At 62.0% G+C, this 23,277-nt stretch carries 23 protein-coding genes; 15 read left to right on the top strand and 8 right to left on the bottom strand.

The genetic code is table 11. The annotated features are described in order from the left end of the window. Positions 1 to 134: 134 nt before the first annotated feature. From JIN84_RS06150 to JIN84_RS06140, 3 genes are read right to left on the bottom strand one after another with little or no spacing between them, the layout of a single operon-like run. Complete coding sequence (locus JIN84_RS06150; protein WP_200350154.1) at positions 135 to 554, bottom strand: secondary thiamine-phosphate synthase enzyme YjbQ; 420 nt, start codon at positions 552 to 554, stop codon at positions 135 to 137. A gap of 7 nt (positions 555 to 561) precedes the next feature. Further along, a complete protein-coding gene (locus JIN84_RS06145; protein ID WP_200350153.1) occupies positions 562 to 1,581 on the bottom strand; it encodes a zinc-binding alcohol dehydrogenase family protein in 1,020 nt (339 codons plus the stop codon). A 28-nt stretch (positions 1,582 to 1,609) separates the two neighbouring features. Further along, on the bottom strand, positions 1,610 to 2,629 hold the full coding sequence (locus tag JIN84_RS06140; RefSeq protein WP_325099566.1) for an AEC family transporter: 1,020 nt from the start codon (positions 2,627 to 2,629) through the stop codon (positions 1,610 to 1,612). Between the two features lie 192 nt (positions 2,630 to 2,821). Between JIN84_RS06140 and JIN84_RS06135 the strand changes: the two genes are divergently transcribed. From JIN84_RS06135 to JIN84_RS06120, 4 genes are all read left to right on the top strand, one after another. After that, positions 2,822 to 3,163 carry a hypothetical protein gene (locus JIN84_RS06135; protein WP_200350151.1) on the top strand — a complete coding sequence of 114 codons (342 nt, stop codon included), beginning with the start codon at positions 2,822 to 2,824 and terminating at the stop codon, positions 3,161 to 3,163. 323 nt (positions 3,164 to 3,486) lie between these two features. Next, positions 3,487 to 4,035, top strand: a complete 549-nt coding sequence (locus JIN84_RS06130) for an SRPBCC family protein (RefSeq protein ID WP_200350150.1) — start codon at positions 3,487 to 3,489, stop codon at positions 4,033 to 4,035. Positions 4,036 to 4,084: 49 nt separating this feature from the next. Beyond that, complete coding sequence (locus tag JIN84_RS06125; RefSeq protein ID WP_200350149.1) at positions 4,085 to 4,831, top strand: SDR family oxidoreductase; 747 nt, start codon at positions 4,085 to 4,087, stop codon at positions 4,829 to 4,831. Between the two features lie 75 nt (positions 4,832 to 4,906). Beyond that, the gene (locus tag JIN84_RS06120; protein WP_200350148.1) at positions 4,907 to 5,455 is read left to right on the top strand and encodes a hypothetical protein; all 549 of its coding nucleotides are present in this window, start codon (positions 4,907 to 4,909) and stop codon (positions 5,453 to 5,455) included. Between the two features lie 399 nt (positions 5,456 to 5,854). Here the strand turns inward: JIN84_RS06120 and JIN84_RS06115 are convergent, their stop codons facing one another. Then, a complete protein-coding gene (locus JIN84_RS06115) occupies positions 5,855 to 6,265 on the bottom strand; it encodes a peptide chain release factor family protein (RefSeq protein ID WP_325099565.1) in 411 nt (136 codons plus the stop codon). A 242-nt stretch (positions 6,266 to 6,507) separates the two neighbouring features. After that, positions 6,508 to 6,666, bottom strand: coding sequence for a hypothetical protein (locus JIN84_RS06110; protein ID WP_200350147.1), 159 nt, complete (start codon positions 6,664 to 6,666; stop codon positions 6,508 to 6,510). A gap of 490 nt (positions 6,667 to 7,156) precedes the next feature. Between JIN84_RS06110 and JIN84_RS06105 the strand changes: the two genes are divergently transcribed. The 6 genes from JIN84_RS06105 to JIN84_RS06080 all read left to right on the top strand — a co-directional run bounded on the left by JIN84_RS06105 (position 7,157) and on the right by JIN84_RS06080 (position 15,013). Then, positions 7,157 to 8,398 carry a hypothetical protein gene (locus JIN84_RS06105; protein WP_200350146.1) on the top strand — a complete coding sequence of 414 codons (1,242 nt, stop codon included), beginning with the start codon at positions 7,157 to 7,159 and terminating at the stop codon, positions 8,396 to 8,398. Between the two features lie 233 nt (positions 8,399 to 8,631). Beyond that, positions 8,632 to 9,393, top strand: coding sequence for a hypothetical protein (locus JIN84_RS06100; protein WP_200350145.1), 762 nt, complete (start codon positions 8,632 to 8,634; stop codon positions 9,391 to 9,393). A 117-nt stretch (positions 9,394 to 9,510) separates the two neighbouring features. After that, on the top strand, positions 9,511 to 9,930 hold the full coding sequence (locus JIN84_RS06095) for a hypothetical protein (protein WP_200350144.1): 420 nt from the start codon (positions 9,511 to 9,513) through the stop codon (positions 9,928 to 9,930). Positions 9,931 to 10,233: 303 nt separating this feature from the next. Then, complete coding sequence (locus JIN84_RS06090; protein WP_200350143.1) at positions 10,234 to 12,291, top strand: TonB-dependent receptor family protein; 2,058 nt, start codon at positions 10,234 to 10,236, stop codon at positions 12,289 to 12,291. 223 nt (positions 12,292 to 12,514) lie between these two features. Next, entirely contained in the window at positions 12,515 to 13,210 is a 696-nt protein-coding gene (locus tag JIN84_RS06085; RefSeq protein WP_200350142.1) for a PepSY domain-containing protein, read from the top strand. Positions 13,211 to 13,546: 336 nt separating this feature from the next. Then, complete coding sequence (locus JIN84_RS06080; protein WP_200350141.1) at positions 13,547 to 15,013, top strand: hypothetical protein; 1,467 nt, start codon at positions 13,547 to 13,549, stop codon at positions 15,011 to 15,013. A 585-nt stretch (positions 15,014 to 15,598) separates the two neighbouring features. Here the strand turns inward: JIN84_RS06080 and JIN84_RS06075 are convergent. After that, entirely contained in the window at positions 15,599 to 17,905 is a 2,307-nt protein-coding gene (locus tag JIN84_RS06075) for a hybrid sensor histidine kinase/response regulator (protein ID WP_200350140.1), read from the bottom strand. 308 nt (positions 17,906 to 18,213) lie between these two features. Between JIN84_RS06075 and JIN84_RS06070 the strand changes: the two genes are divergently transcribed. The 5 genes from JIN84_RS06070 (at position 18,214) to JIN84_RS06050 (ending at position 22,266) form a co-directional block, all read left to right on the top strand. Beyond that, positions 18,214 to 19,458: a hypothetical protein gene (locus JIN84_RS06070; protein ID WP_200350139.1), complete on the top strand. Its 1,245-nt coding sequence runs from the start codon at positions 18,214 to 18,216 to the stop codon at positions 19,456 to 19,458. A gap of 357 nt (positions 19,459 to 19,815) precedes the next feature. Then, the gene (locus JIN84_RS06065) at positions 19,816 to 20,190 is read left to right on the top strand and encodes a hypothetical protein (RefSeq protein WP_200350138.1); all 375 of its coding nucleotides are present in this window, start codon (positions 19,816 to 19,818) and stop codon (positions 20,188 to 20,190) included. 112 nt (positions 20,191 to 20,302) lie between these two features. Then, positions 20,303 to 20,710, top strand: coding sequence for a hypothetical protein (locus JIN84_RS06060; protein ID WP_200350137.1), 408 nt, complete (start codon positions 20,303 to 20,305; stop codon positions 20,708 to 20,710). 27 nt (positions 20,711 to 20,737) lie between these two features. Next, on the top strand, positions 20,738 to 21,280 hold the full coding sequence (locus JIN84_RS06055; protein WP_200350136.1) for a hypothetical protein: 543 nt from the start codon (positions 20,738 to 20,740) through the stop codon (positions 21,278 to 21,280). Positions 21,281 to 21,405: 125 nt separating this feature from the next. After that, positions 21,406 to 22,266 (top strand): hypothetical protein, encoded by an 861-nt coding sequence (locus JIN84_RS06050; RefSeq protein WP_200350135.1) that lies wholly within the window; start codon positions 21,406 to 21,408, stop codon positions 22,264 to 22,266. 24 nt (positions 22,267 to 22,290) lie between these two features. Here JIN84_RS06050 and JIN84_RS06045 read toward each other — a convergent pair whose 3' ends face one another. Then, positions 22,291 to 22,887: a hypothetical protein gene (locus JIN84_RS06045; RefSeq protein ID WP_200350134.1), complete on the bottom strand. Its 597-nt coding sequence runs from the start codon at positions 22,885 to 22,887 to the stop codon at positions 22,291 to 22,293. A 41-nt stretch (positions 22,888 to 22,928) separates the two neighbouring features. Then, a complete protein-coding gene (locus JIN84_RS06040) occupies positions 22,929 to 23,225 on the bottom strand; it encodes a hypothetical protein (RefSeq protein ID WP_200350133.1) in 297 nt (98 codons plus the stop codon). Positions 23,226 to 23,277: the final 52 nt, after the last annotated feature.

The raw sequence follows: 23,277 nt of genomic DNA, 5'->3' as shown, positions 1-23,277 counted from the left end.
GCCGCCATCACAGCGACCCATGGCCATCCTCCCATGAACGCGGGAGAAATGTCAAAACCTGGATGTTAGATTTCCACGGGCCGGGAGTTCCTCCGCCCGCCAGTCTCTTCCCTGAAAAGGGAAAAACAGCGAACTCACTCCCCCACCACGCTCACCACGATCTCCCGCCGGTGCGGGTCCCTGCGGTGCTCGAAGAGGAAGATCCCCTGCCAGGTGCCGAGCGTCATGCGTCCGTCCATGACCGGCACCACCTCGCTGGTCCGCGTGAGCGCCATGCGGATGTGGCTGGGCATGTCGTCCGGGCCCTCGTGGGTGTGGATGAACCACGGCGTGTTCTCCGGCACGAGTTTTTCAAAAAACATCTCCAGATCCCGCCGCGCGCTGGGGTCCGCGTTCTCCATGATGACGAGGCTCGCGCTGGTGTGCCGGACGAAGACGGTGACCGTACCCGTCCCCACACCGGACCGCGCGACGATGCCCGCCACCTCGCGGGTGATCTCGGTGGTGCCCTTGCCGTGGGTCCGGACGGTGAATGTCTCGTTGTGCGCGGTCATGGAGGGTTCACCATTCGTTGAGCACCCATTTGCCGTGGGCCGATCCGTTTTCCATCGCCTCGTGGGCGGTGCGCAGGTTTTCCGGGGTGATCTTGTCGAAGATCCGGGTCACGATGTTCGGGAAACTTCCCGCGTCGCAACGCCGGGCGATCTCGGCCAGGATCTCCCCCTGCCGGTGCATGTCCGCCGTCCGGAAGCGCGAGCGGGCGGGCATGTATTCCCAAACGATGCGCGGGCTTTTCAGCCGCAGCGGGTTGCCGATGTCCATCGGCCTGCTGGTTTCCACGATGAGTCCCAGCGAGCCGAGCGGAGCCAGCAGGTCCGCCGTGGTCTCCCAATAGAGCTCCGTGTCGTAAAGGTTCGCGATGTAGGGAAACTCCGTGATGCCGAGCGCCTCGGCCTGCGGGCGCAGCGGTTCGCGGTGGTTGATCACGTGATCCGCCCCCAGCGCCTCGCACCAGTTCGCCGTGGTGGGGCGGGATGCCGTGGCCACCACCACCAGCCCCGCCGAACGGGCCAGCGGAATCAAGGCGGAGCCGACGCCGCCCGCGCCGTTGATGACAAGGATCGCCTTTCCGGCGTCGCCGCCCTCGGGATCGATCCCCATTTGTTCGAAAAGCAGTTCCCAGGCGGTCAGGCCCACCAGCGGCAGGGAGGCGGCCTCGGCGAAGGAGAGCGACCTCGGCTTCCGCGCCACCAGCCGGGAGTCCACCACCTGGTATTCGGAATTGCTGCCCGCGCGCGTCACATCGCCCGCGTAGAAGACCTCGTCCTTGGCGGAAAATCCGGTGACCTCCGCTCCCATGGCCTCGACCAGGCCCGCCGCGTCGAATCCGAGGATGCGCGGCACCTCGAGCGGCTCCGCGCCGAGCGATTTCCGGATCTTGGCATCCACCGGATTCACCGCCACCGAGCGCACCTTCACCAGCAGGTCCAGCGGCCCCATGACCGGCATCTCCGCCTCGAATTCCACCAGACTGCCCTCATCTCCCGTCGGGAGAAACTGCCGTGCGCCGATCGCTCTCATGGCCGGGATTCAACGACACGCCGGCCCTTCATGGCAACAATGGTTTCAGCCCGATCCACGCGCTGCCCCAGGTGATGATCCACGGCAGGGTGAGGAAACTCAGCACCGTGGTGGCGATCACCACCTGCACCGCCACCGCCGGGCGGCCGCCGTAGAGACGGGCGATCAGGATGGAGGAGAGGCCGGCGGGCATCGCCGCCTGCACGACCAGCACCTGCCGCAGTTCGGTGGTGAGGGGGAGGAATTTCGCCGCGCAGAGCATCGCCGCCGGAGCCAGCATCAGCCGGACCACCGCCGAGCCGCCGATGACCTTCCAGTTCATTTTTTCCGTGCCCAGCAGATCCATCATGGTGCAGCCGGTGATGACGATGGCCACCGGGAAGGCCCCCACGCCGACCATCGACATCGCCTTGCGGAACGATCCCGTGACCGCGCCGTCCAGCCCCAGCGCCACCAGCGCCAGCCCCACCGCCACGGCGATGACCGGGCCGTTCACCAGCCGTTTCCAGGAAAACGACCGCTCGCCGCTCATCATCATCACCCCCACCGACCACATCGCCACCTCCACGCCGATGTTGTGGACGAACAACAGGGAAAGCGCGCCCGCACCCCACAGGATCTCGATCACCGGAGCCGCCGTGAACCCGAAATTCTGGCAACCGGAGCTCAGCGCGAACGTCCGCATCCCGGTGCCGCGCTCCAGGCCGATCAGCTTGCCGATCCCCAGCCCGCACAGGATTCCCACCATGATCATTCCGAAGCCGATGAAGATCGACCAGACCACCACCGGCCCGCTCCTCAGCACCGCGCTGCCCAGGATCTTGTCCAGCATGAAACACGGCAGCATCACGCGGTAGACGAGCTGCATCACCGGCACGTCGCACTCGCGCGGCAGCACCCGCGTGCGGCGCAGCACCGCCCCCGCGATCATCAACAGATACACCGGCATCACCGATGCGATAACAGCCCCCGGCGAAATCACGCCGTCAGGCTCTTGTCCGCACCCAGCCCCGGCAAGTGTAAAAACGGAGCGTGAAGTTCGGAGCATGGGTTTCATTCCCCCGGAATTCATTCCGGCGGCGGGCCGTCCGTAAGGTGATGGAATCAGGCACCTTCCCTCCCTACCGCTCACCCAGAAGCTGCGGGGGAAAGAATTGGGAAAATCCTCTCGCTAGTCCTACCGGGGAAATCCAATCTGCTGGCGAAAGAACAATAATGTTCGTCCAAGAATTCCGGAACGATGAAGTCCGCTCTCACCATCACGCTCAAGAACGCGGACCGAATGTCGATAGGCTCTCTCTCCGAGCTCGAACAGTTGGTTCCTGAAGGAATGGCAGGTGAGGCATTGGCTTATGGGCAGGGAGAGGGGCAACTCAGAATTGGCGAAACCGTATGGGGTTTCTATCTGGTGGATGCCGGGAACCGTTCATTTGCTCTGGAGGAGGGCGTGCTTTCCTTTGAAGAAGCCGCGGCGATTGCAACCGGTATTATCCACAGAGCGCGCTTCCTTTGGGGAAGTCACATCGAGAGCGAGGTGCGGGGCTGTCATCACGATGATATCACGATGAGATTGATTTCATGATTCGGGAATCTCAATACCGTCCGGACAACCTCAAAGTCATATGACACCGACAAACCAGTCAAAGTGGCTTCGCACCGCCCGGCGGTTTGTCATGGGAGTCTTCATCCTGACGACACTTCTTTTCATAACCTTGGTTTGGTGGAAATTCCATCCTTCCAAGTCGATCGCGGTTCTCGGTCCGGCGGGCATTCTTGTTGCCTTGACATGGAAACGCAGTGCCAGCAGTAACTCTGGTGGAGCATCATGACTCCAACCTGCCATCCCGTTTCCACGCCCGCACCCCGCTGATGACGGCGCGTGCTTCATGACCTCCGCCAGATAAGATGCCACTGATTCAGCTCAAAACGAAGATAGAAGCTCCTTTGGAGCGGGTTTTCGACTTGGCACGAAGCATCGACGCCCACATGGCAAGCACTGAAGGAACCAACGAGCGGGCGATTGCCGGACGAACCTCCGGGCTGATTGAGATGGGGGAGACTGTCACGTGGGAGGCAACGCATTTCGGTGTGAAGCAACGTTTGGCGGTAAGAGTCATCTCTTTCGACCGACCGCATCTTTTTAGCGACGAGATGATCAGCGGTGCTTTCGCCTCGATGAAGCATGTCCATCGATTTTCATTTGAAGGCACGGGGACCCTGATGAGTGACGAATTTCATTTTTCAGCTCCCCTGGGTATTTTAGGACGGGCCGCCGAACGGATGTTTCTGACCCGATACATGACGAGGTTTTTGGCCGCGCGGAGCCTGGCCTTGAAGGAGCTCGCGGAGTCCGACGGTTGGCGTCGCTATCTGCCACCAGAGGCAGAACTTAACGATAAAGAAAACTCCGCTTCGCCCGTGCCTCACCTCCATCGTTCGGCAGAGAAAAGATAATGATTCACCGCGCCACAGTCGATCCTCCTCTTTCCCAACAAACCACCCTATGAACCAAACACTGAAAAACAAGCGGGCGCTCGTCACCGGAGGCAGCCGCGGCATTGGAGCGGCCATCGTGAGGCGTCTCGCCAGCGAGGGCGCGGATGTCGCGTTCACCTATGCCAGCTCGCCCGAGCGGGCGGAAGAGACCGCGAAGGCGGCGGAGGCCTTCGGAGTGCGGGCGCTCGCCATCCAGTCCGACAGCGCGGATGCGGAGGCGGTCGTCGCCGCCGTGGAACGCACGGTGGCCGAACTGGGCGGCATCGACATCCTCGTCAACAACGCGGGCGTGCTGGCCCTCGGCCCGATCGACGATTTCAAGCTCGCGGACTTCGACCGCACCATCGCCATCAACGTGCGGGCCGTGTTTGTCGCGACGCAGGCCGCGGTCCGGCACATGAAAGAAGGCGGGCGGGTCGTCAACATCGGCAGTTGCAACGCGGAACGGATGCCATTCCAAGGCGGAGGGGTTTACGCGATGAGCAAGTCCGCCCTGCAGGGGCTGGTCCAAGGCTTGGCGCGGGATCTCGGCGGGCGGGGAATCACCATCAACAATGTCCAGCCGGGCCCGATCAATACGGACATGAACCCCGACGCGGGCGAGTTCGCCGAGATGCTCAAGAAGCAGTTCATGGCGCTGCCCCGCTACGGCACGGCCGAGGAGGTCGCGGCGATGGTCGCCTACCTGGCCGGCCCGGAGGCGGGTTATGTCACCGGCGCGAGCCTGACCATCGACGGAGGATTCAACGCCTGACCCCGCTTCGGGCACCCGGCCGTCGACAGTGGCGGATCCCGCGCTTCGACGGCCGGTGAAAATTCAAGACCAGCCATGCATTCGAAACAACTGAGGGAGCATATCAAGCATCGAGAGCTGGTTCGTTTTCGCCGCGCATCCATCGACGAGAGGTCCATCTATGGATTTCTGCTGGCCTTTTCGGACAGTCTTCTGCTTTTCCAGTATTTCCATGACTTCCATCCGGACGGCTACCTCCTGGTCAGGCGTCCGGATGTGACGGAACTGGGCTGCAACGATACCAGCCGTTTCCAGCGGGAACTGTTGCAGATCGAGGGAGTGCTGGAGCAGGTCGATTTCGGGTTCAGCGCCCCGATCCAGAGCTTTGATTCGTTCCTCGCATCACGCGCCGCGGATGAGATCGTCATCGTGGAGGACGAGGCTTCCGATCCCCCGGAGTTTCTCATCGGCACGGTGTCGGATGTGGCAAACGACGCTGCCCACATCCATCACTTCACCGGGACGGCCCGTAGATCGGAGTCGCCCGACCGGATATCCATCGACCGCATCACCTCTTGTCAGATCGCCAGCAACTACATCCGGTTCTACGAACGGCATTTTGCGAGGCTGGCACGGATGGAATGACCGCCAGGGAGGATGGGACCGGCGAATCTTTTGCCGCTGCACCTTTGTCTTCCTTTGCGTCCCTTCGCGACCTTCGCGCCTTTGTGGTGGAAATCCAAAAGCCGGGCACACATCCCCTGCCCGTCATACCAGTTTCCGGAAATAAAGGGACGATTGGAGCGGGCAAGTTTTTGGACTGCGCGCAGCTCGCTGCCGCTTTCCGTAGTCAGCTTGCTGACACGGCGGAATCAGAGCGAATCATTGATTGCTCCGCAGGCTGTCGCACAAGGGGAGGCGCGCCCGATGAATCCGAACCTCCGTCCCGGCCAGCGAGCTGGCAGATGAAAGCGGCAGCGAGCTGCACGCAGTCCACGGAGCCGCGACTTGGGATCAGAGTCACCTTATTGATGAAAAATGGTATCAGTCCGCTCCCGGTCTTCGCCGCATCGACTTTTTTTCCGAGACCTTGCGTTTGTCCGCCACGCTGCGTTTTTTCGAATTCCGCGAACGGGGCCGGTTGGTCCGGCGCATTTTCTCGATGGCCTGGGTCTTGGCGACCGCCCTGCCCTCGCGGATGGCGTCGAGCTGGTCGCACAATTCCCGGCGCGCGAGGAAGCGGTTCATCTCGCGCGAGCGGTCGATCTGGCACTTGATGCAAACACCCGTCGGCAGGTGTTTCAGGAAGACGCAGTTGGAGGTCTTGTTGATCTTCTGTCCGCCCGCGCCAGAGCCGCGCACGAATTTTTCCAGCAGGTCCGCCTCCGTGATGCCGAGCGCCGCCAGCCGTTGCTCCAGCGCGGCGATCTTGTCGGAGGTGACGGGGTTCTGCACCGGGTCAGAAAAGGCCGGGGCGGCGGGAATGGCAAGGTTGGAAAGATGGGGGAATTCTCGAGCACCAAAGGTGCGGAATGTGACAGCCCGGGGTGAGCGAAGCGCAACCCCGGGTCATGGACCGACACATTTCCAAGTCCTGAAAGGACGAAATCAAGGGCGGTGCGGCGCGCCAGGGATGCCGTCCTTTCAGGACTCAATATGCTTTGTGGTCCATTCCCAGGGCGTCGCCCTGGGCTCTCTCATCGCGCACCTTTGGTGCTGGAGATGCCGCAGCGCGAGGACATGATGAGGCGGTGCAAGGCCATGGAGCGGAGGCGCGGAGGCGCGGAGGCGCGGAGGTATGGAGGTATGGAGGTATGGAGGTATGGAGGTATGGAGGTGCGGAGGTGCGGAGGCATGGAATTTTCGAGCACCAAAGGTGCGGAATGTGAAAGCCCGGGGTGAGCGAAGCGCAACCCCGGGTCATGGACCGACACATTTCCAAGTCCTGAAAGGACGAAATCAAGGGCGGTGCGGCGCGCCAGGGATGCCGTCCTTTCAGGACTCAATATGCTTTGTGGTCCATTCCCAGGGCGTTGCCCTGGGCTCTCTCATCGCGCACCTTTGGTGCTGGAGATGCCGCGGCGCGAGATTGTCATGCCACACGCCAATCCACACCGCACGAAGCACGAAGCACGAAGCACGAAACACGAAGCACGAAACACGAAACACGAAACACGAAACACGAAGCATAGCCGTCCGAAGCATGGCCGCTCGAAGTATATACTCCCAGCCATCTGGAAATCCCTTTGCCACCACCTGACCTTGGATCCGCACCGCTCGCAATGTGTGCTGCAAACCACCACCACTCCCGTTGACACCCGCCCGCTCCGCCGCCATTTTCCCGACATGAAACGAATGTCCGGAACTCTGGCGGCTGCCTGCCTTTTATTGATGGCCACGGTCGTGAAGGCGGAGGAGTGGAAGGCCTTCCGGGTGAAGCCGACCGTGGCGGCGGTGCAGCCGATGACGGGGCTCGTCCTCTGGTCGGACTCGGAGCATGCGGCCACCGCTCCGATCCAGCTCGAGTTCTGCTACCTGCCGTATTCGGCGGTCATGAAGGGACCGGAATCGTATGACTGGACCGCGGTGGACAGGCAGTTGGCGGCGGTGGCGAAGCGGAAACACCAGGCGATCCTGCGTTTCTGGGACACCTATCCGGCGAAGCCCTCCGGCGTGCCGGCCTACATCCGGAACTCGCCCGGCTGGCGGGGGAAAACCGCGGACAGCGAGGGCGAGGCAACCGGATTCCCTGACTGGGGGAACGCCGCGTGGCAGGAGGCGCACCTCGCGTTTTTCAAGGCGTTCGCCGCCCGTTATGACAAGGATCCGCGGCTGGCCTTCCTCCAGTGCGGGTTCGGGCTTTGGTCGGAATACCATATTTACGACGGGCCGTTCGAGTCCGGCCTCACGTTTCCGGACCGGGCCTATCAGGCGCGGTTTCTCAACCACATGGCCGCGTGTTTCAAGCAGACGCACTGGATGATCTCCATCGATGCGGCGGACGCGGAGATCGGACCTTTCCTCCAGGACAAGAAATTGAAGTCGCTTCCCTTCGGGCTTTTCGACGATTCGTTCCTCGCCAAGGAGCATCCGAAAGTGAACGCGCCGCGCTGGAAATTCTTCGGAGCGGACCGCTGGCAGACCAGCCCGGGCGGCGGCGAGCTGAGCTACTATAATGATCGTGACCAGCGAGAGGCGCTTTCCAAAAAAGGACCGAACGGGGAATCCCTCGAATCCGCCAGCGCGAGATTCCACACCAGCTTCATGATCGGCAACGACCAGCCGCAATACGCCGACATGGCACGGATCGGCCAGGTGGGCCGTGCCATGGGCTACCGCTTCCGGCTCGACTCCGCCAAGCGGTCCGCCAAGGCGGTGAAGCTGACATTTTCCAACACCGGTGTGGCCCCCATCTATTACGACGCTTATCCGGCCTACGCGGGAGCGGAGGCGAAGACATCGCTCAAGGGACTGCTGCCGGGACAGAAGCGCACGGTCGTCATTCCGACAAAGGTGAAGAACGGCAACGTGACGATCCGAAGCACGCGGCTGGTACCTGGCCAGAAGATCGGCTTCTCGGTGAAATAAATCGGGAACACGATTCCCTGATGAGGGAAGTATGAGGCAACATGCGTCCACCAGCGCATGAGGCTTGGTATTGAAACCCTCCCAAGTGAACCCGATGATCCCGAAGACAGGATTCGAATCAATTCCTGTCTGCCTCTTGAAAGGTTCGGGTCACGGACGCCGTTTGTCTGATTGCGTTGACAATCGATCTAACAGCCATAGATTGCCTCACAACTTCCTCACAGCCATAACAGATGCTTGCCAAATCAAAATTACTCCCAGTCCTTCTTGTTCTCATCTCGCCGGGAGTGTCGCAAGCGGCCCTGTCTTTTGACTTCAACACGCCAGGACAGTTTACCAACAATTTTTCGACGTCCCAGACGAGCGGCCTCATCGCCGAGGGCGCCAGTGGAGGACTCTCGAATTCGGGGCATGTCGATCTGGGGCTCATCGGCGCCTCCCAGGTCTGGACGCTTGATACCCCGTTCCGTGGCGATCTCAGCAGCTGGTCCGCCGAGTTCTATCTCAAGGGGACTTTTTTCACCCAATTTGGATTCACGACGACCTCCAGTCCCCAGCAAGTTGACGGAATGCCCACGAATGACGGGCAAACAGCCTATCTATCTGGTATTGCGATGGGATCCGGTAATATGGATGGAGGGATGATCGGCCTCTACGACGACTCCGAGCTGATCGCTTCCGCCCTCACTTCGGAGGAGCTTACCGACACCTGGTATCGTTACAGGATTTCCGTGGACTATATCGGCTCCAACAATTTCAACGTGACGGGGATCATCCACACGTCCACCTCGTCCGGCACGCTTCTCAACCAGGTCGGTTTTGTGCAGTCGACAATCAATAACCCGGCTCTGGCCTCCGCAGATCAGGCGCATCTCTTCCTTGGATTCAACCAATTTGGTGATAGTGTCGACAACTTTTCAACGACGATTCCCGAGCCGAGCGGACTGGGATTGTCCATGTTGTCGGCATTCGTTTTGTTCCGCAGGAGGCGGTAGATCCGGTTTGGGATCGCTGGGGAAATTGTATTCGTGAATTCGCCGCCGCCTTTGATGGTGTGATGAAGGTCCCGGAGCTTCCGCCCCTTGATAGGATCAGCCACAAACCTCTTGACCATGTCCGCCGTGGACCGTTTTATTCGCGCGATGTCGAAGTGGGCGCTACGCGCGGGTCAATACCTCCTGGTCGGGATTCTTCTCGTATCCATGGGCGGTCACTTGGCTTTGCTTCAGACCATCGCATGGGGAAACATGTTGGTTGAGTTTTCCAACACTTCCTCGCTCACCGAAGCCGTCGGAAAAACCTTCGATGGCGAGCACCCTTGCGAATTGTGCAAGGTGGTGAAGAAGTCGAAGACCGAGGAGGAGCGGAAGCCCCTGCTCAAGTCGGAGATGAAGCTGGAGGTCGCCCTGCCGGTCCCCGTGCGGGTGCCGCAGCCACGTTATGACGAACTGGAGTTCATCGTGACGGAATACGCCGGGACCTTCGGCGCGGTCTATCATGCCGTGCCCATGCAGCCGCCGCGAGCAGCGTAAGCTCCGTTGATCGTCAGGCAAGCCCACCCGTGGATTCCCAGAAAGGATCCGGTCGTTTCGCGGCGCTGTCCGGAATGCAAGCTTCTGCTTGTCTCCGTGAAGAGCACGCTGACGCGTGAGCTCCGGGCCGTCGTCCGGTGACATCCGCCGGAGACCGCGGAGACGCCCCTGCATTCCAACGGATACCCTGTGTCCGCGCCTCCCGTACCGGAGACGCGCCCTTTTTCTCATGGCGGGCCATCGTGCCCTCTTTCCCTCATGGCGGGCCATCGCGCCCCCGTCTCAAGAACAGAACATCATCTTATGAAACTTTCCCACACATTGCTTTTCACCATCTCCCTCGCCGGCGTGTCCGGTGCCGAACCCAGCCAGCTTCCCGAGCTCGTCGTGGAGGCCGCAGCCCCTCGTTCCAAGACCGTTCCCACCGCGGAACAAAGCCGCGAGGAACTCGCAAAGGTCCCCGGCGGCACGGAGGTCGTCGATGCGGAACGCTACCTGCAGGGCCGCGCGAGCACGATGGCGGACACCTTCGCCCTCTCGCCCGGCGTCGTGGCGCAACCGCGCTTCGGCTCGGACGAGGCGCGGCTTTCCATCCGTGGTTCCGGCATGCAGCGGACATTCCATGGCCGGGGCATCCGCCTGATGCAGGACGGCGTGCCGTTGAACCTGGCCGATGGCGGGTTCGACATGCAGGCCGTCGATCCCCTCGCGACGAATCACATTGAAATCCTGCGCGGCGGGAACGCCCTCAGCGCGGGTGCGTCCACGCTCGGCGGCGCCATCGACTACATCTCCGCCACCGGTCTCACCGCCCCCGGCGGCTCCGCCCGCCTCGAGGCCGGTTCGTTCGACTACCTCCGCGCGCGTGTCGCGGCGGGATTCCATGAAGGCGCGGGGGACGCGTATTTCAGCCTTTCCGAGCAATACCAGGAGGGCTTCCGCGACCACGCCGAGCAGAACAGCCAGCGCTTTTTCAGCAACTTCGGCTGGCAGCTTTCCGACAGCGCGGAGACCCGCCTCTTCGTCACGGCGGTCAGCGCCCGCTCCGAGCTCCCCGGCAACCTGACGAAGGCGGAGCTGGAGGACGATCCATCGCAGGCCGACGAGTCGCTCTTCGGAGCGGTCCGCTACGACAACCGCCGCGACTTCGACCTCTTCCGCATCGCGGACAAGACGACGTTGCGGAATGGAAACAACACCGTCGAGTTCACCGCCGCCTATACCTACAAGGACCTGGACCATCCCATCACCCCCTTCGCCGGAGTGATCGACAACCTGTCCCACGACTTCCTCTTCGGCGGAACGTTCACCAATGACAGCCAGCTCCTCGGCCGGGACAACCGGGTGCGGGCGGGCGTGCTTTTCACCGAAGGTTCCACGGATGCGGCGACCTACAAGAACCAGTTCGGCAGCCGCGGTCCGCTCACCGCCAGCGCGGACCAGACCGCCACGAACATCGAGGGATTTGTCGAAGACCAGCTCGCGCTGGGGAACGGCTTCACCGGCATCCTCGGGGCCACCGCCGCGAGCAACCGGCGGGAAAACGAGCAGCACGTCGGCGGCTCCGGCAGCTATGACCGCTCCTATGAGGACTTCTCGCCCAAGGCCGGCGTGCGCTGGGACGCGGAGAACTTCCAGATTTTCGGCAACGTGAGCGGCAGCTACGAGCCGCCCTCCTTCTCGGAGGCGGCGAACAGTTCGCTCACCGCGAACAAGGCGCAGACCGCCACCACCGTGGAGATCGGCACCCGTGGCAGCCACGCGAATTTCCGCTGGGACGCCACCGCCTACGCCTCGCAGGTGGAGGATGAATTCCTCGCCCTGAACGACTCCGCCGGCACACCGCTCGGCACCACCAACGCGGATGAAACGATCCACCAGGGCTTGGAGATCTTCGGCGAGGCGGACCTGCTCGGAACGGACCTCGGGGAGCTGCCGGACCACCGCCTCTACCTCCGTGGCGCGTGGACGTATGGCCGTTTCAAGTTCGACGATGACAACACCTATGGCGATAACACCATCGCCGGTCTGCCGCCCCACCTCATCCGTGGCGAGCTCGTCTGGGAGAACAAGGCCGGTTATTACGCGGGACCCACCGTCGAGTGGGTGCCGGTGAAGGCATACGTCGATCACGCGAACACGCTGAGCGCGGATCCCTACGCGCTGCTCGGATTCAAGATCGGCCGCCGTCAGGAAAAAGGCCTGTCGTGGTTCATCGAGGCGAAAAATCTCACCGACGAGGAATACGCCGCCACCACCAGCGTTGTCGCGGACGCGGGCCTCAACCCCACCACCACCTCCCGCAGCTTCCTTCCCGGCGACGGCCGCAGCGTCTTCGCCGGCCTCGAATGGAAATGGTGACCCAGGGAAGGGCGATACACGATCGCCCTTTTATCGAATGCGGTGGGAAGCGGCGGCTTTACGCGCCAGCTTTACGCGCCAGCGTCCCACCGCTTTGGATATCTCCATCGTTACGGCATCCTATAGGAAGGGCGATCGCGTATCGCCCTTCCTTGAGCTCCGCGCTCGAACCATCCGCATCCGCAGAACAAATTTCTTTTCACCATCATCCATCCCCACACCCATGAAACCCTGGATCCGCAAGGCCCACCGCTGGCTCGGCCTCATCTTCAGCCTCACGCTCCTCATGTCCTCCGGCAGCGGCGTGCTCCACACCGTGATGACCCGCACCCAGGCCCCGCCACCGGCGGCGCGCCCGGGGAACTCGCTCATCGACCCCGCCTCCATCAAGCTCACCGCCCCGGATGCCATGGCGAAGCTCCCCGGAGAAGCGACCGCCATCAACCTGCGCATGATCGCCGGGCAGCCGCATTACCAGATCTTCACCGCCAAGGGGAAACCCGGTTATGTGAACGCCGTCACCGGAGCGGTGGATCCCGCCGCGGATGAGATCTACGCCGGTGAAATCGCAAGCGCCTTCCTCGGCGGCACGCCGGTGAAAAAGACCGACTACCTCACGGCCTTCAACCGCGAGTATATCGGGATCTTCCGCCTCCTGCCCGTCTACCGGTTCGACGCGGGCGATGGCGACGGCAACCGAGTCTATGTCTCCACCGTCACCGGCAGCGTCACCCGCCACACCGACGACGGAAAACAATTCGAGGCCGACATCTTCACCCTGTTCCACAAGTTCGGATTCATCAAAAACAAGGACATCCGGGACTGGAGCCTCACCCTCGTCACCGGCGGAACGTTCGCGGTCTCCTTGTTGGGAGTGGCGTTGTTCTTCATGACCCGGCCGAGGAAGAGGAAGGGGTAGCGCGGGGATCGACATATCTTTCATGCTTTCTCCACAAGGCTGCTCCATGGCCGGAGGTCGGTGATGCAGGAAGGTTCGTGTCCGCTTTGCCAAACGCTCCGGCTCCGCTGGTCGTCCGAGGGATGGAACCGGTGTCGGCACATCATACGCACCCTTGTTGATCATGGTTTTTCGTGACGGGAGCGGGCATCGTGTCATCTAACAAACAAAAAGAGGTAGCTCGAAAAATATCGACCTTCACCCATGGAACAGGCATGTTCGGGCCGCCATTCGTCCGCCCGATCTTGGCTCCCTTTCCAAAATCACGATCCACTCAAACAAGCACGCATCACCATCATGAAACCCAAAGCTCTCACAAACATCGGTTTGGCATCGTCCTTGTTGATCCTTGTGGCCGGCCAATCCGCATCCGCGGTACCGGCAAACCTTCATGAAGGGTTTTTCCTGGACTCCGGCGAGAACAGCGGACTCTGGCCGACGGCCTGGGCCGGGCGCAACAACTTCCAGTTGTTCAGTTATAGCGGAGGTGTGTCGATCTATTCGGCGGTTTCGGAGTCGTCCCGAGGGGCTTGGGATGGCGGAGTGACTTTGTTTGGCAAGCCAATCTCTTTCGTGCTCGGAGCCGAGTCCGAGACCGATACCGGAACGTTCGATGTTTGGAGATATAATCCTTATTTCGCGGGTTCCGGATATTCCCCCGTCTTTAGAATTGATACAGCGGCCAACACCGCCGCTTTCAACTCAGTGAACGTCTCGGTCACCGGTGGTTCGCTGAGCGTCACGGGAGGCCTGAACCTCACGGGCACCTCGGGCAACGGTATTTCGGTGAACGGCAGCTCCATCTTCACCATCGATTCGACGGGCGCGGTCAATTTCGCGGCCGGCAAACCGGTTTCGATCACATCCACCAACGTGTCCGGTTCGTCCGCCGCCGGCGCCCTCATCGTCAGCGGAGGTATCGGAGCGGCAAAAGACTCGCACGTCAATGGGCTGAGGATCGGCCGCGGGGCGGGAGATCTCCTTTGGAATACAGCGGTCGGCGGCAACGCGCTCGTGATCAATACCACGGGCAACCTGGTGACCGCATTCGGCTACAACGCCCTTGCGGCAAACACCACCGCCAATTTCAACGCGGGCTTCGGAGGCTTCGCCCTCGCCGCAAATACCACCGGGGTGAACAACACGGCGCTGGGTGCCGCCACACTCCAATATCTGAATGGCGGAACCGGCAACACCGCCGTGGGCGTAAAGGCGCTCAATCAAGGCGTGACGGCGAGCTATAACACAGCGATGGGCACGATGTCCATGTTCAAAACCACGGGCATTGCGAACAGCGCTTTAGGATCGGGCGCGCTTTCGGAAAATACGTCAGGCTCCTACAATTCCGTTCATGGAGCCAGCTCCATGGTCGGCAACACCGTCGGATCATACAATGTGGCGCTTGGTCTTCTATCCGGTGATGCGAATACGTCTGGAAACGGCAACGTTTTCCTGGGAGCAAATTCGGGCAGATATCAAGGGGCCACGGGAACCACACCGCTCCAGACGGCCAACAACAGCATCTACATCGGTTACCAGTCGAGAGGCTACAGCAACTCGGATAGCAACTCCATCGTCATCGGACCCAATGCCACCGGCGAAGGCCCGAACACCACCGTCATCGGGAACGGCGATACGACCAAGACCCGTCTTCGCGGGGAAACGAACGCGGATTCATTGAAAGTCGCGGGCAAAACCACCCTTGAAGGAAAAGTGGTCATCGCCGCGCCGCAGGGCGATATCTCGATGGGAGAATATCAGTGAACCGAATATCAACCGCACCTCCACTTTCCGCACCACCGGATTGCGTCCTTTCAGGACTTCATACTTCTGGGATCGTGGTCCCGGGGTTGCGCTTTGCTTACCCCCGGGCTCTCACCTTTCGCACCTTTGGTGCTGGAGATCACATTTCGCCGTTGGTGCTGAAGATTCGGAGCCGTTCAAAAGCATATCTCCCGCATGCTCCAGACGGTTTACCAGAAGTGGTTTCCGATACTCCATACGACTTGTGGATCCTTGGCGCTGTCCGGAGTTCAAGCTTCAGCTTGCTCTTTCAAGAGTACCAGGAGTGGTTCTGAGCAGCTCGAAAAGCGGGCGAAGGTGAAAGAGCAAGCTGAAGCTTGAACTCCGGGCCGCGGTTTGCAGGACCATCGCCGCACTCGTTTCGGAAATAATTTTTTGGTAACCGGTATTACGGCACCAAACACCATTGGAGCTGAAGATTCAAGTCGAGCTCGAGACATCCCTCATTGACCAACGAAATCTCACACCATTGGCGCTGGAAGTTCCGGGAAGACCCGATGTTTTCCATACCAGCAGATCCATTCTAACAAATCCCTTCCATCACCCTCATCCGGCGATCAGCCTGCGCAGGTCCGCGGGTGAGACGGGTTTGGTGAGGTGGTGGTGGAATCCGGCCTCGGCGGTGGACTGGCGGTCTTCCTCCCGGCCCCAGCCGCTCAGGGCGATCAGGACGGCGTCCAGCCCTTCCGCGCGCATCTGTTTGGCGGACTCGATGCCGTCCATCACGGGCATGCCGATATCCATGACAACGAACTCGGGGCGGAAGGAGCGGGACGCTTCGAGCGCTTCCAGCCCGTCGTAGGCCACCGCCACTTCCATGCCCTCGTGCCGGAGGAAGATGGCCAGCATGTCGGCATTCGCGCGGCCGTCGTCCACCACCAGCACCCGTTTGGCGGCCGGGGGCGTGGGGGGCGTTTCCTCATGTTCCGGAACGAAGGATTCCGCCGCGACGCTGGCGGGCAGGTGGAGGATGAACTCGCTCCCCTTGCCCCGGCCCTCGCTGCGGACGGTGACGGTGCCTCCATGCATCTCCATCAGCGCGCGCACGAGGGTGAGGCCGATGCCCAGCCCGTCCGCGCTGCCATTCGCGGATTGGTGGAAGGGTTCGAAAATGGCGGCCTGCTCGGCGGGCTCGACGCCCTGGCCGTTGTCGGTGACGCGTATCCGGATGCCGTCGCCGGCGACGGCGTGGTCGAGGCGGATGGTGCCGCCGCCGGGCGTGTATTTCGCGGCGTTTGAAAGCAGGTTGGAAACAGCCTGGGAAATGCGCGGGCCGTCCGCGAGCACGACCAGCGACTCCGGCGGCAGGTCCGCGGTGAAGTGGTGGCCGCGCTCGTCCAGCGCGGGCTGCGCGGTCTCGATGGCGTTGCGCAGGACGACGGCGAGGGACGAGGGTTGTGGGTCGAGGATGATTTTCCCGGTGTTCACCCGCGAGATGTCCAGCAGGTCGTTGATGAGGTGGGCCATCTGGCTGATCTGGCGCTCCAGGATGCCGGTCATGCGGTCGACGGTCCCGGGCTCGTCCTTCGCCCGGCGCATCAGTTCGAGGCCGGTGAGGACGGGGGCCAGCGGATTCCGCAGCTCATGGGCGAGGGTGGCGAGGAACTGGTCCTTCCGGCGGTCCGCCTCGCGCAGGGAGTCGATCCACCTGAGCTGCTCGACGAGCGGCCACACGCGCGAGGCCACGTGGTCGAGCAGGGTGATCTCCTCCTCCGACCACCGCCGGGGTGCGGACTCGGTCACGGCGAGCACCACGCTCCACGGGCCGACCCTGCGGAAGGGGCGGGTGGCGTAGGAGCGGATGTTCAGGCGGAGGTAGGAGTCGAAGTTCGTGGACGTCAGCGGATCGCTCGTCACATCCTCCACGGCGAGGGCGCTGGCGGAGTATTTTTCCCACCAGTCCTCGCCGCCGAAGCTGTCGATGGGGTAGTCTCCTGCGATGCTTGCCTCGCCTTCGCGGAACCAGTCCGGCGCGACGCGCAGGAGGTTCTCCCCTTTGAGGCTCTCGATGAAATAGCACCTCCCCACGCCGAGTTGGCGCCCGAGCGAGCCGACGGCTTCCGCGATGATCTCCGCCTCGGTGTCCAGCCGCATCACGCGGCCGGAGAGTTCGTTGAGGAAATTCGCCCGCTCCTCGGCCTGTTTCCGCTCGGTGACGTCGCGGGTGGCCCCGGCGACCGCCTCGACCCTGCCGTCGTTTCCGATGATGGGACTGAAAATGTATTCGTAGAGACGCCTGCCGTGGGTGCCGTCGAAGTGGACCTCCCCGGTGACCGGCCTGCCGGTGGCGACCACGGAGTCGATCTCTCGCTCGTGCATCGCGGCGTGCCATTCGGGATAGCCGATCTCCCGCAGGTCGAGCCCGATGGATTGCTCCCACGTTTTCCCCCACATGGTGAGGAGGGACTGGTTCGCATAGATGAAGCGGCGGCTGGTGTCGAAGACATAGGCGAAGTCCGGGTTGTTCGACAGCAGCGCCTCATACAGGCGCGAGCGCGCGAGGTCGCGGCGGCCGCCCGTCCTGTCGGTGCAGGTGCCGATGTAGCCGGCGTTTCCGGTTTCGGAACTGTTGATGGGAAATCCCTCGCCTTCGAACCAGACGACCCGGCCATCCGCGTGGAGGAACCTGGCCTCGCAGCGGAAGGGGCGGCGCCATGCCACGGCGTCCTGCCATTCGCCCGCGAGCGCGTCCAGATCGTCCGGGTGGACGGCGCGCCGCCAGCCGTCGCCCATCGCCTGCTCCGCCGGGATTCCCGCGATCTCGCACCAGCGCTCATTCACGTAGATGACACGGCCTCCGGCATCCGCGATGAAGAGGCCGGAAGGCAGGTGGTCGGAGGAGTGGTTCGGCATGGGTGGGAGTGGAACGTCAATACACCGGGTCCATCGCCACGTCCTGCGAAAAATGGCCGGATAGGTGAATTTTTCCGGAGAAAGCAGATTGGCGGCCGGGGGACGCGGCATGCCCTACTCGGGGAGAGGTGGATTGCCGTTTTTCCGGAAATGGGTCACATGGGTCACATGGGTCACATGGGTCACATGGGTCACATGGGTCACATGGGTCACATGGGTCCTATAGGCCCCATAGGACCAATGCCTTGTTTCCAACCGCCGCATCTTTGCCGTGACGGGGATTTTTTTTCTGATAGATCGTGTTGGAAATGACAAAGAGAACTTATCCCGGTTGGGTGGTGGGCGCGCTGTCTGTGGCGGCGGCGGGAGGGTGGCTGGTGGCGTGGAACATGGGGAAATCCGCAGGCGCGGAATCCCTGCGGCAGGAGGAGACCGGGTCGTCCAAGGCCGGAGCCAGGGCTGGAGCCAAGACCGGAGCCAAGGAAGGCTCGAAATCGCGGGCTGACCGCGGGGCCTCGCCGACGACGTTCATCGCGGACGGGGAAACGGCGCGGCTGCTCTCGGGCTTCGAGGCGATCCATGCCGGGGCGGTTCCGGGCAAGGTGAACGAGAAGCTGATACAGGCATGCCGGGGGGTGCTGCTGGATGCCAACCAGAGCCGGAGGTCGAGGAACTACAGCCTGCTCCTGCAGATGATGCGCCCGGAGGACGGCTCCGCGCTGCACGAGCAATTCCTGGAGCTCCACCGGGAGGGCAAGACTTACGACGAATACAAGACCATGGCGACGAGGTGGGGTGAGGTGGATGCGGCGGGCGCCCTCAATTATCTGACGTCCCAGGTGCCCTTGGTGCTTCCCGGGGATGACTTCCGCGCGATCGCGCGGGGGTGGGCGCACACCGATCCGCAGGCGGCGCTGGCATGGATCGAGGCGAATCCGGACACGGCCAAGGCACTGAACGCGCGGTCGGCGGTGATCGAGGGATGGATGCGCGAGGACCAGCAGGAGGCCTTGGGATGGTTGGGAAAGAACCTGGCGAAGATGGAGCCGCGGGATTTCGTGGAGGCGACCCGCGTCGCCTTCGGCATCCAGGTGAACGGAACCTCCACCAGCGTGGAGAGCGCGGCGGACTGGCTCAATTCCCTGCCGCAGACGCCGTTCACCGAACAGGCGGCGGCGATCGCGTGGAACTCCATCCAGTGGAGCATGGGCGAGATGCCCTACGACAAGGCCGCCGCGGTGTGGGCCAAGGTGGGCGGGCAGGAGTGGATGGGGTTCGACCAGTTCGAGGGCTTCAGCGGTGCCATCTCGGGGAACCGGACGGCGGACCGGGGAATGGAGGGATTTTTAAGCGCGTTGGAGAAAACCTGGCCGGCGCAAGAGATCACCTCGCAGTTCAGCCGGTGGACGACCCAGAACCCCGAACAGACGCTGGAGTGGCTTTCGAGGGCCCCCATGTCTCCCGTCACGAAGGCGGCCATCCGTGGGGCGGTGAGTTCCCTGCAGACAAACAATCCCGCCGCGGCCGCGGAGTGGGCGGCAAAGCTGGACTGACGGGGTCTCTTTTTTGAAAACGTTCCTGGAATTGAGGGGAAGTTTTCACCGCCAAGACGCCAAGAACGCCAAGGTTTGGAGAAAATCCGATAGTGGCATTGTGAGGAAGGAAAGTCGGACTGAAGATCCGCCGTTCTATTTTTCAATCAGGCTCTCAACCAGTTGCCATCTTCTTGGCGTTCTTGGCGTCTTGGCGGTGAAAATTCAAATGGAATGAGGACGACGACTCCCGAATGTCCGGTCAATGCGAGGCCCGCCCCGTCATCTTCCAGCTTCCCTTCCACCTGCGGTCCGGCTAATACGTCCGTTCAAATGCGAACGCTGAAACATCCGCCGGTTTTTCTAACATGTGTCCTCATGATGGGGACCCTGCGCGCGCTCGACGCCCCTCCCCCGCCGGATCCGAAGACGATGGAGTGGACCATGAAACAGGCGGCCTACATTCATCCGGTGTTCGACATCGAGAATACGGAGGCATCCTGGATCATCGCGACACTGGACGATTCGTCCATGACGACGCCGGGATTTTATCTCAACATCGACAAGTCGCAGGTGGAGGACCGGCTCGCCCGGAAGCTGACCTTCCGGGTGAAGGAGATCAGCTGGCTGGCGGTGCTGGCGAAGGTCGCCGATGCCCTCGATGCCGAGATCCGGATTTCCCCCGGCAAATTCACCCTTGTCCCGCGGGAGGACGAGGAAGCCACCGGAAGCAAAAAAAGGATCAGGGACTGACTCTCACCGCACGCCCCGCCCCTCTCCCAATCGGGTGGCGGGAGAATCCAGACAGACCGCAACGCGACGACGATGGACAGCCTCCCGCCTCCCGTGTTAGACTTGTTTCCTCATGAAAACCCGTTTCCTCGCCCTGCTGTTTTCAACGCTCGCCCTGCTTTCATTGTCCTGCGGCAGGAGCGGCCACACGGAAACACCACCGATGAAGGTCGGAACCTTTTATGACATCGTGTTCCCCGCGAAGGCGGAGGGCATGCCATCCGGTCCTTTCCGGGTGGTGGCCGTGACGGATGGGTCGTGGATCCAGGCGGAAACCTACCCGAACTCGTTGTTCCTCCGCCAGCTCCTGAGGGGACTCGCGTCGAAGGAATCCTCTCTCTCGAAGGAAGAACTCGCGGCGGAAAAGAAGGAGACGGTCGAGCGCATCAGGCAAAAGAAGGTGATATGGATCAATCTCCAGGTGGCGGCATCCGTCACCGAGACCGACCCGAAAATGCTGGAGTTCCTCAAGGACCTGTGACCGGGATATTCCCCCGAACCGAATCCGATGACGACTCCGCCCGAACCTGTCACGCCGACCTTAGGCAATCCCGGGGCGGAAATGACGGTGACGCGGATCGCCGCCGTCGCGAGCATCTGGGTCACGGGTCCGGTTTTCGCGAGGATCCCGTATGTGCTTTCGGTCGTCCTGGAGGGTGGCGGCCTCGCGAGGCACGGGGAGTCCCGATTCCTCACGGGTTACCTCGCAGCAGCCACCATCGCCTCCATCTGGCTGGCGCTCGTCTTCTTCCGCTGGAAGTGGAAACACGACGCTGGGTTCGGCTGGCTGGTGATTCTCACGGTGGCGGCGTTCTGCCTGAACCTGGTATTGGCGGGCATTTCCAATGCGCTGGTGTTCTGGTGGGTGCCGGGCATCCCGGTGCTGGGGGAGGACGGGAGATATGCGCCCCATCCTCCGGCGGATATTCCGATCCTCGCCCAACTGGCCAGCGTGGTGTTTCACATCCTGACGTTTCCCTTCCTGGTGATGTTCCTCGCGATGGTCCGGGGACTCGAACACCTTTTCCGCAAACGTCGGGCGGATTTCTAACAGAGCGCGGATTCTGAAAAGACTCCGTGCGCATGCGGAGACTTGTGAGGCGGAAATATCCGTGACGCGGGCCGCCTCGAGCGTCATCGTGAAAATCGTCACACGCCCGCTTGATTCCGTTATAAATGAAAACAACAACGATACCCGCGACCCTCGCATTCCTCGGGCTCTCCGTTTCCGCCCTCGTCGCGCAGGTCCCGGTGGCGGATGATCGATCGGTGCGCGCCCTCGTGGAGGATCTGGTGATGGAGGAGCAGGCCGCCGCCCCGTTGTCGATCGCCCAGCAACTCGCCGGGGAGACCGGTGTCAGCGAGGACTACAAGAAGCGGTTCGAAAAATGCCGCCGGGCTTTCAAAAAACTGACCGAGCTGAAGAAAAACGCGTTCCCCGTCCTGACGGAACACCTGGGCGACAAGCGGCCCTCGATCACATTCGGGGATCTCTCCAAGACCACTACGGTGGGAGACGCCTGTTACACCAACATTCATTTCCAATTGGTGGAGGTACCCGCGCGTGACCCTCGATTCGAGATCGTCCGGCTGGGCCGGGATGGCCGGCCCCATCTCCGCCCCAACAGCGGGAAAACTCCCTTCGATCCAGCGGGCCCCCTTGCCAAATTTTTGGAGGCGAAGGCAAACCTCACCGAGAGGGAGATGCGGATCAGCACGGAAACTCCTTTCGACGCGGCGGGCGGGCTTGCCAAATGGCTGGAGGCTAACGCAAGGCTCACCCACACGGAAATGCGGATCAAGTGCCTGGACTGGCTGCTGGATCGGGAGAAGGAGATCGGCGCGAATGATGCGGAGGGTTATTTCATCAACATCATGCCGATCGAGATCCGGATCCTGGAAATCCGGAAGGAGGCGGGCGAGGATGTTGGCAAGGAGCTGGACCGGATGCGTATCGCGCTGGCCGGGAAAGATCCCGCCGTGGTGCCGCCGAGCCTGCTCCCCCCTCCAAAAGACGTCAGTGGGAAGCCGAAGTGAGCATCCGGACGGATGGACACGGAATCACCGGATGACGCGGCAGCGGTCCGGCAGGCGGATCGTCCACGTCCCGGACTCCCTGTCCCTCGCCAGGGATGAGATGGAGGGCTGGTCGAGATCCAGACGGTAAACCTCGCGGCCGTTCTCATCCTCGATGGGTTGGTTGGTGACAAGGCGCACGGAGACCTCGCCCAGGTCGTTCATCCCGGTGCAGGTGAGGGTACCGGGAAATTTTTCGACAGGCACATCGTCGGGATCCCGGGGCGGGGCGCTGTCGGGGCTGACGATCAGGATATCCAGTCCGTCCAGGCTGTCGCGGGCGACCGGGGTTTTCACCCAGACGCGCGTGTCCGAGATTCCAAAGTTGTCCTGCCCGGTGATGCGGCCTTCTTCGATGATCGAACGGATCTCCTCTTCCATGGTCCGCCGGATATGAGCGATCTCGCCGGACGCTTCAAGCTCGGGATCTTCCGGATCGATGGCGAGAACCAGTTCGTCGGACTCATCATAACGGTAAACGATGAGCAGGTGGCGTGGCGGCAGCGATGATTTCTGGACCACGCGCTCCACGGGATTCCTCCGTTCGGGAGTGATCTGTCGGTAATTGAGGGTGACTTTCATTTCGGACGGCTGGTGGGTTTTGGATCACGTGGGATGGGGACTCACTCTTCGGGAGGACGGACCACGTTCGGGTTCGAGGGAGAAGGGTTGGTGCCGCTGGGTGGCGTGGCGGGAGTGGTTTCAGCCTGTCCGGCCGGGCCGGTGGTGGGCTTGTAGTCGGAGCGCGTGCCGCCATCGGTCTGGCCCGCCCCGGTGTCTTTCGGAGGTTGCGGGGACTTGGCGTTCGCCTCCGGAGGGAGCTTTTTCCGCTCTTCATAGCTCATGCCCGTCTCATGCCGCTTGCAGGAGATGAAGAAGAAGGGAATGAGGCTCAGCAACAGGATGGGCGACGTGTTCATGGCTCCCCCCTAGCAATTGCCGTTCACATTTCCAGAGGCGCTTGAATGCCTG

Origin of the sequence: Luteolibacter yonseiensis, from assembly GCF_016595465.1 — a bacterium.
In the GTDB taxonomy this organism is placed as follows: domain Bacteria; phylum Verrucomicrobiota; class Verrucomicrobiia; order Verrucomicrobiales; family Akkermansiaceae; genus Luteolibacter; species Luteolibacter yonseiensis.
Note: the sequence above shows the minus strand (reverse complement) of the source record. Positions and strands in the feature narration are given on the sequence as shown.

Bases quoted from the DNA above. Each gene is read 5' to 3' on its own strand.
- JIN84_RS06060 (WP_200350137.1), top strand. From the start codon at position 20,303: ATGAAAACCCGTTTCCTCGCCCTGCTGTTTTCAACGCTCGCCCTGCTT.
- JIN84_RS06085 (WP_200350142.1), top strand. From the start codon at position 12,515: ATGAAACCCTGGATCCGCAAGGCCCACCGCTGGCTCGGCCTCATCTTC.
- JIN84_RS06110 (WP_200350147.1), bottom strand. From the start codon at position 6,666: ATGCCTCCGCACCTCCGCACCTCCATACCTCCATACCTCCATACCTCC.
- JIN84_RS06050 (WP_200350135.1), top strand. From the start codon at position 21,406: ATGAAAACAACAACGATACCCGCGACCCTCGCATTCCTCGGGCTCTCC.
- JIN84_RS06095 (WP_200350144.1), top strand. From the start codon at position 9,511: ATGTCCGCCGTGGACCGTTTTATTCGCGCGATGTCGAAGTGGGCGCTA.
- JIN84_RS06135 (WP_200350151.1), top strand. From the start codon at position 2,822: ATGAAGTCCGCTCTCACCATCACGCTCAAGAACGCGGACCGAATGTCG.
- JIN84_RS06140 (WP_325099566.1), bottom strand. From the start codon at position 2,629: ATGCTCCGAACTTCACGCTCCGTTTTTACACTTGCCGGGGCTGGGTGC.
- JIN84_RS06125 (WP_200350149.1), top strand. From the start codon at position 4,085: ATGAACCAAACACTGAAAAACAAGCGGGCGCTCGTCACCGGAGGCAGC.
- JIN84_RS06105 (WP_200350146.1), top strand. From the start codon at position 7,157: ATGAAACGAATGTCCGGAACTCTGGCGGCTGCCTGCCTTTTATTGATG.
- JIN84_RS06120 (WP_200350148.1), top strand. From the start codon at position 4,907: ATGCATTCGAAACAACTGAGGGAGCATATCAAGCATCGAGAGCTGGTT.
- JIN84_RS06070 (WP_200350139.1), top strand. From the start codon at position 18,214: ATGACAAAGAGAACTTATCCCGGTTGGGTGGTGGGCGCGCTGTCTGTG.
- JIN84_RS06090 (WP_200350143.1), top strand. From the start codon at position 10,234: ATGAAACTTTCCCACACATTGCTTTTCACCATCTCCCTCGCCGGCGTG.
- JIN84_RS06080 (WP_200350141.1), top strand. From the start codon at position 13,547: ATGAAACCCAAAGCTCTCACAAACATCGGTTTGGCATCGTCCTTGTTG.
- JIN84_RS06055 (WP_200350136.1), top strand. From the start codon at position 20,738: ATGACGACTCCGCCCGAACCTGTCACGCCGACCTTAGGCAATCCCGGG.
- JIN84_RS06150 (WP_200350154.1), bottom strand. From the start codon at position 554: ATGACCGCGCACAACGAGACATTCACCGTCCGGACCCACGGCAAGGGC.
- JIN84_RS06065 (WP_200350138.1), top strand. From the start codon at position 19,816: ATGATGGGGACCCTGCGCGCGCTCGACGCCCCTCCCCCGCCGGATCCG.
- JIN84_RS06100 (WP_200350145.1), top strand. From the start codon at position 8,632: ATGCTTGCCAAATCAAAATTACTCCCAGTCCTTCTTGTTCTCATCTCG.
- JIN84_RS06045 (WP_200350134.1), bottom strand. From the start codon at position 22,887: ATGAAAGTCACCCTCAATTACCGACAGATCACTCCCGAACGGAGGAAT.
- JIN84_RS06040 (WP_200350133.1), bottom strand. From the start codon at position 23,225: ATGAACACGTCGCCCATCCTGTTGCTGAGCCTCATTCCCTTCTTCTTC.
- JIN84_RS06145 (WP_200350153.1), bottom strand. From the start codon at position 1,581: ATGAGAGCGATCGGCGCACGGCAGTTTCTCCCGACGGGAGATGAGGGC.
- JIN84_RS06130 (WP_200350150.1), top strand. From the start codon at position 3,487: ATGCCACTGATTCAGCTCAAAACGAAGATAGAAGCTCCTTTGGAGCGG.
- JIN84_RS06075 (WP_200350140.1), bottom strand. From the start codon at position 17,905: ATGCCGAACCACTCCTCCGACCACCTGCCTTCCGGCCTCTTCATCGCG.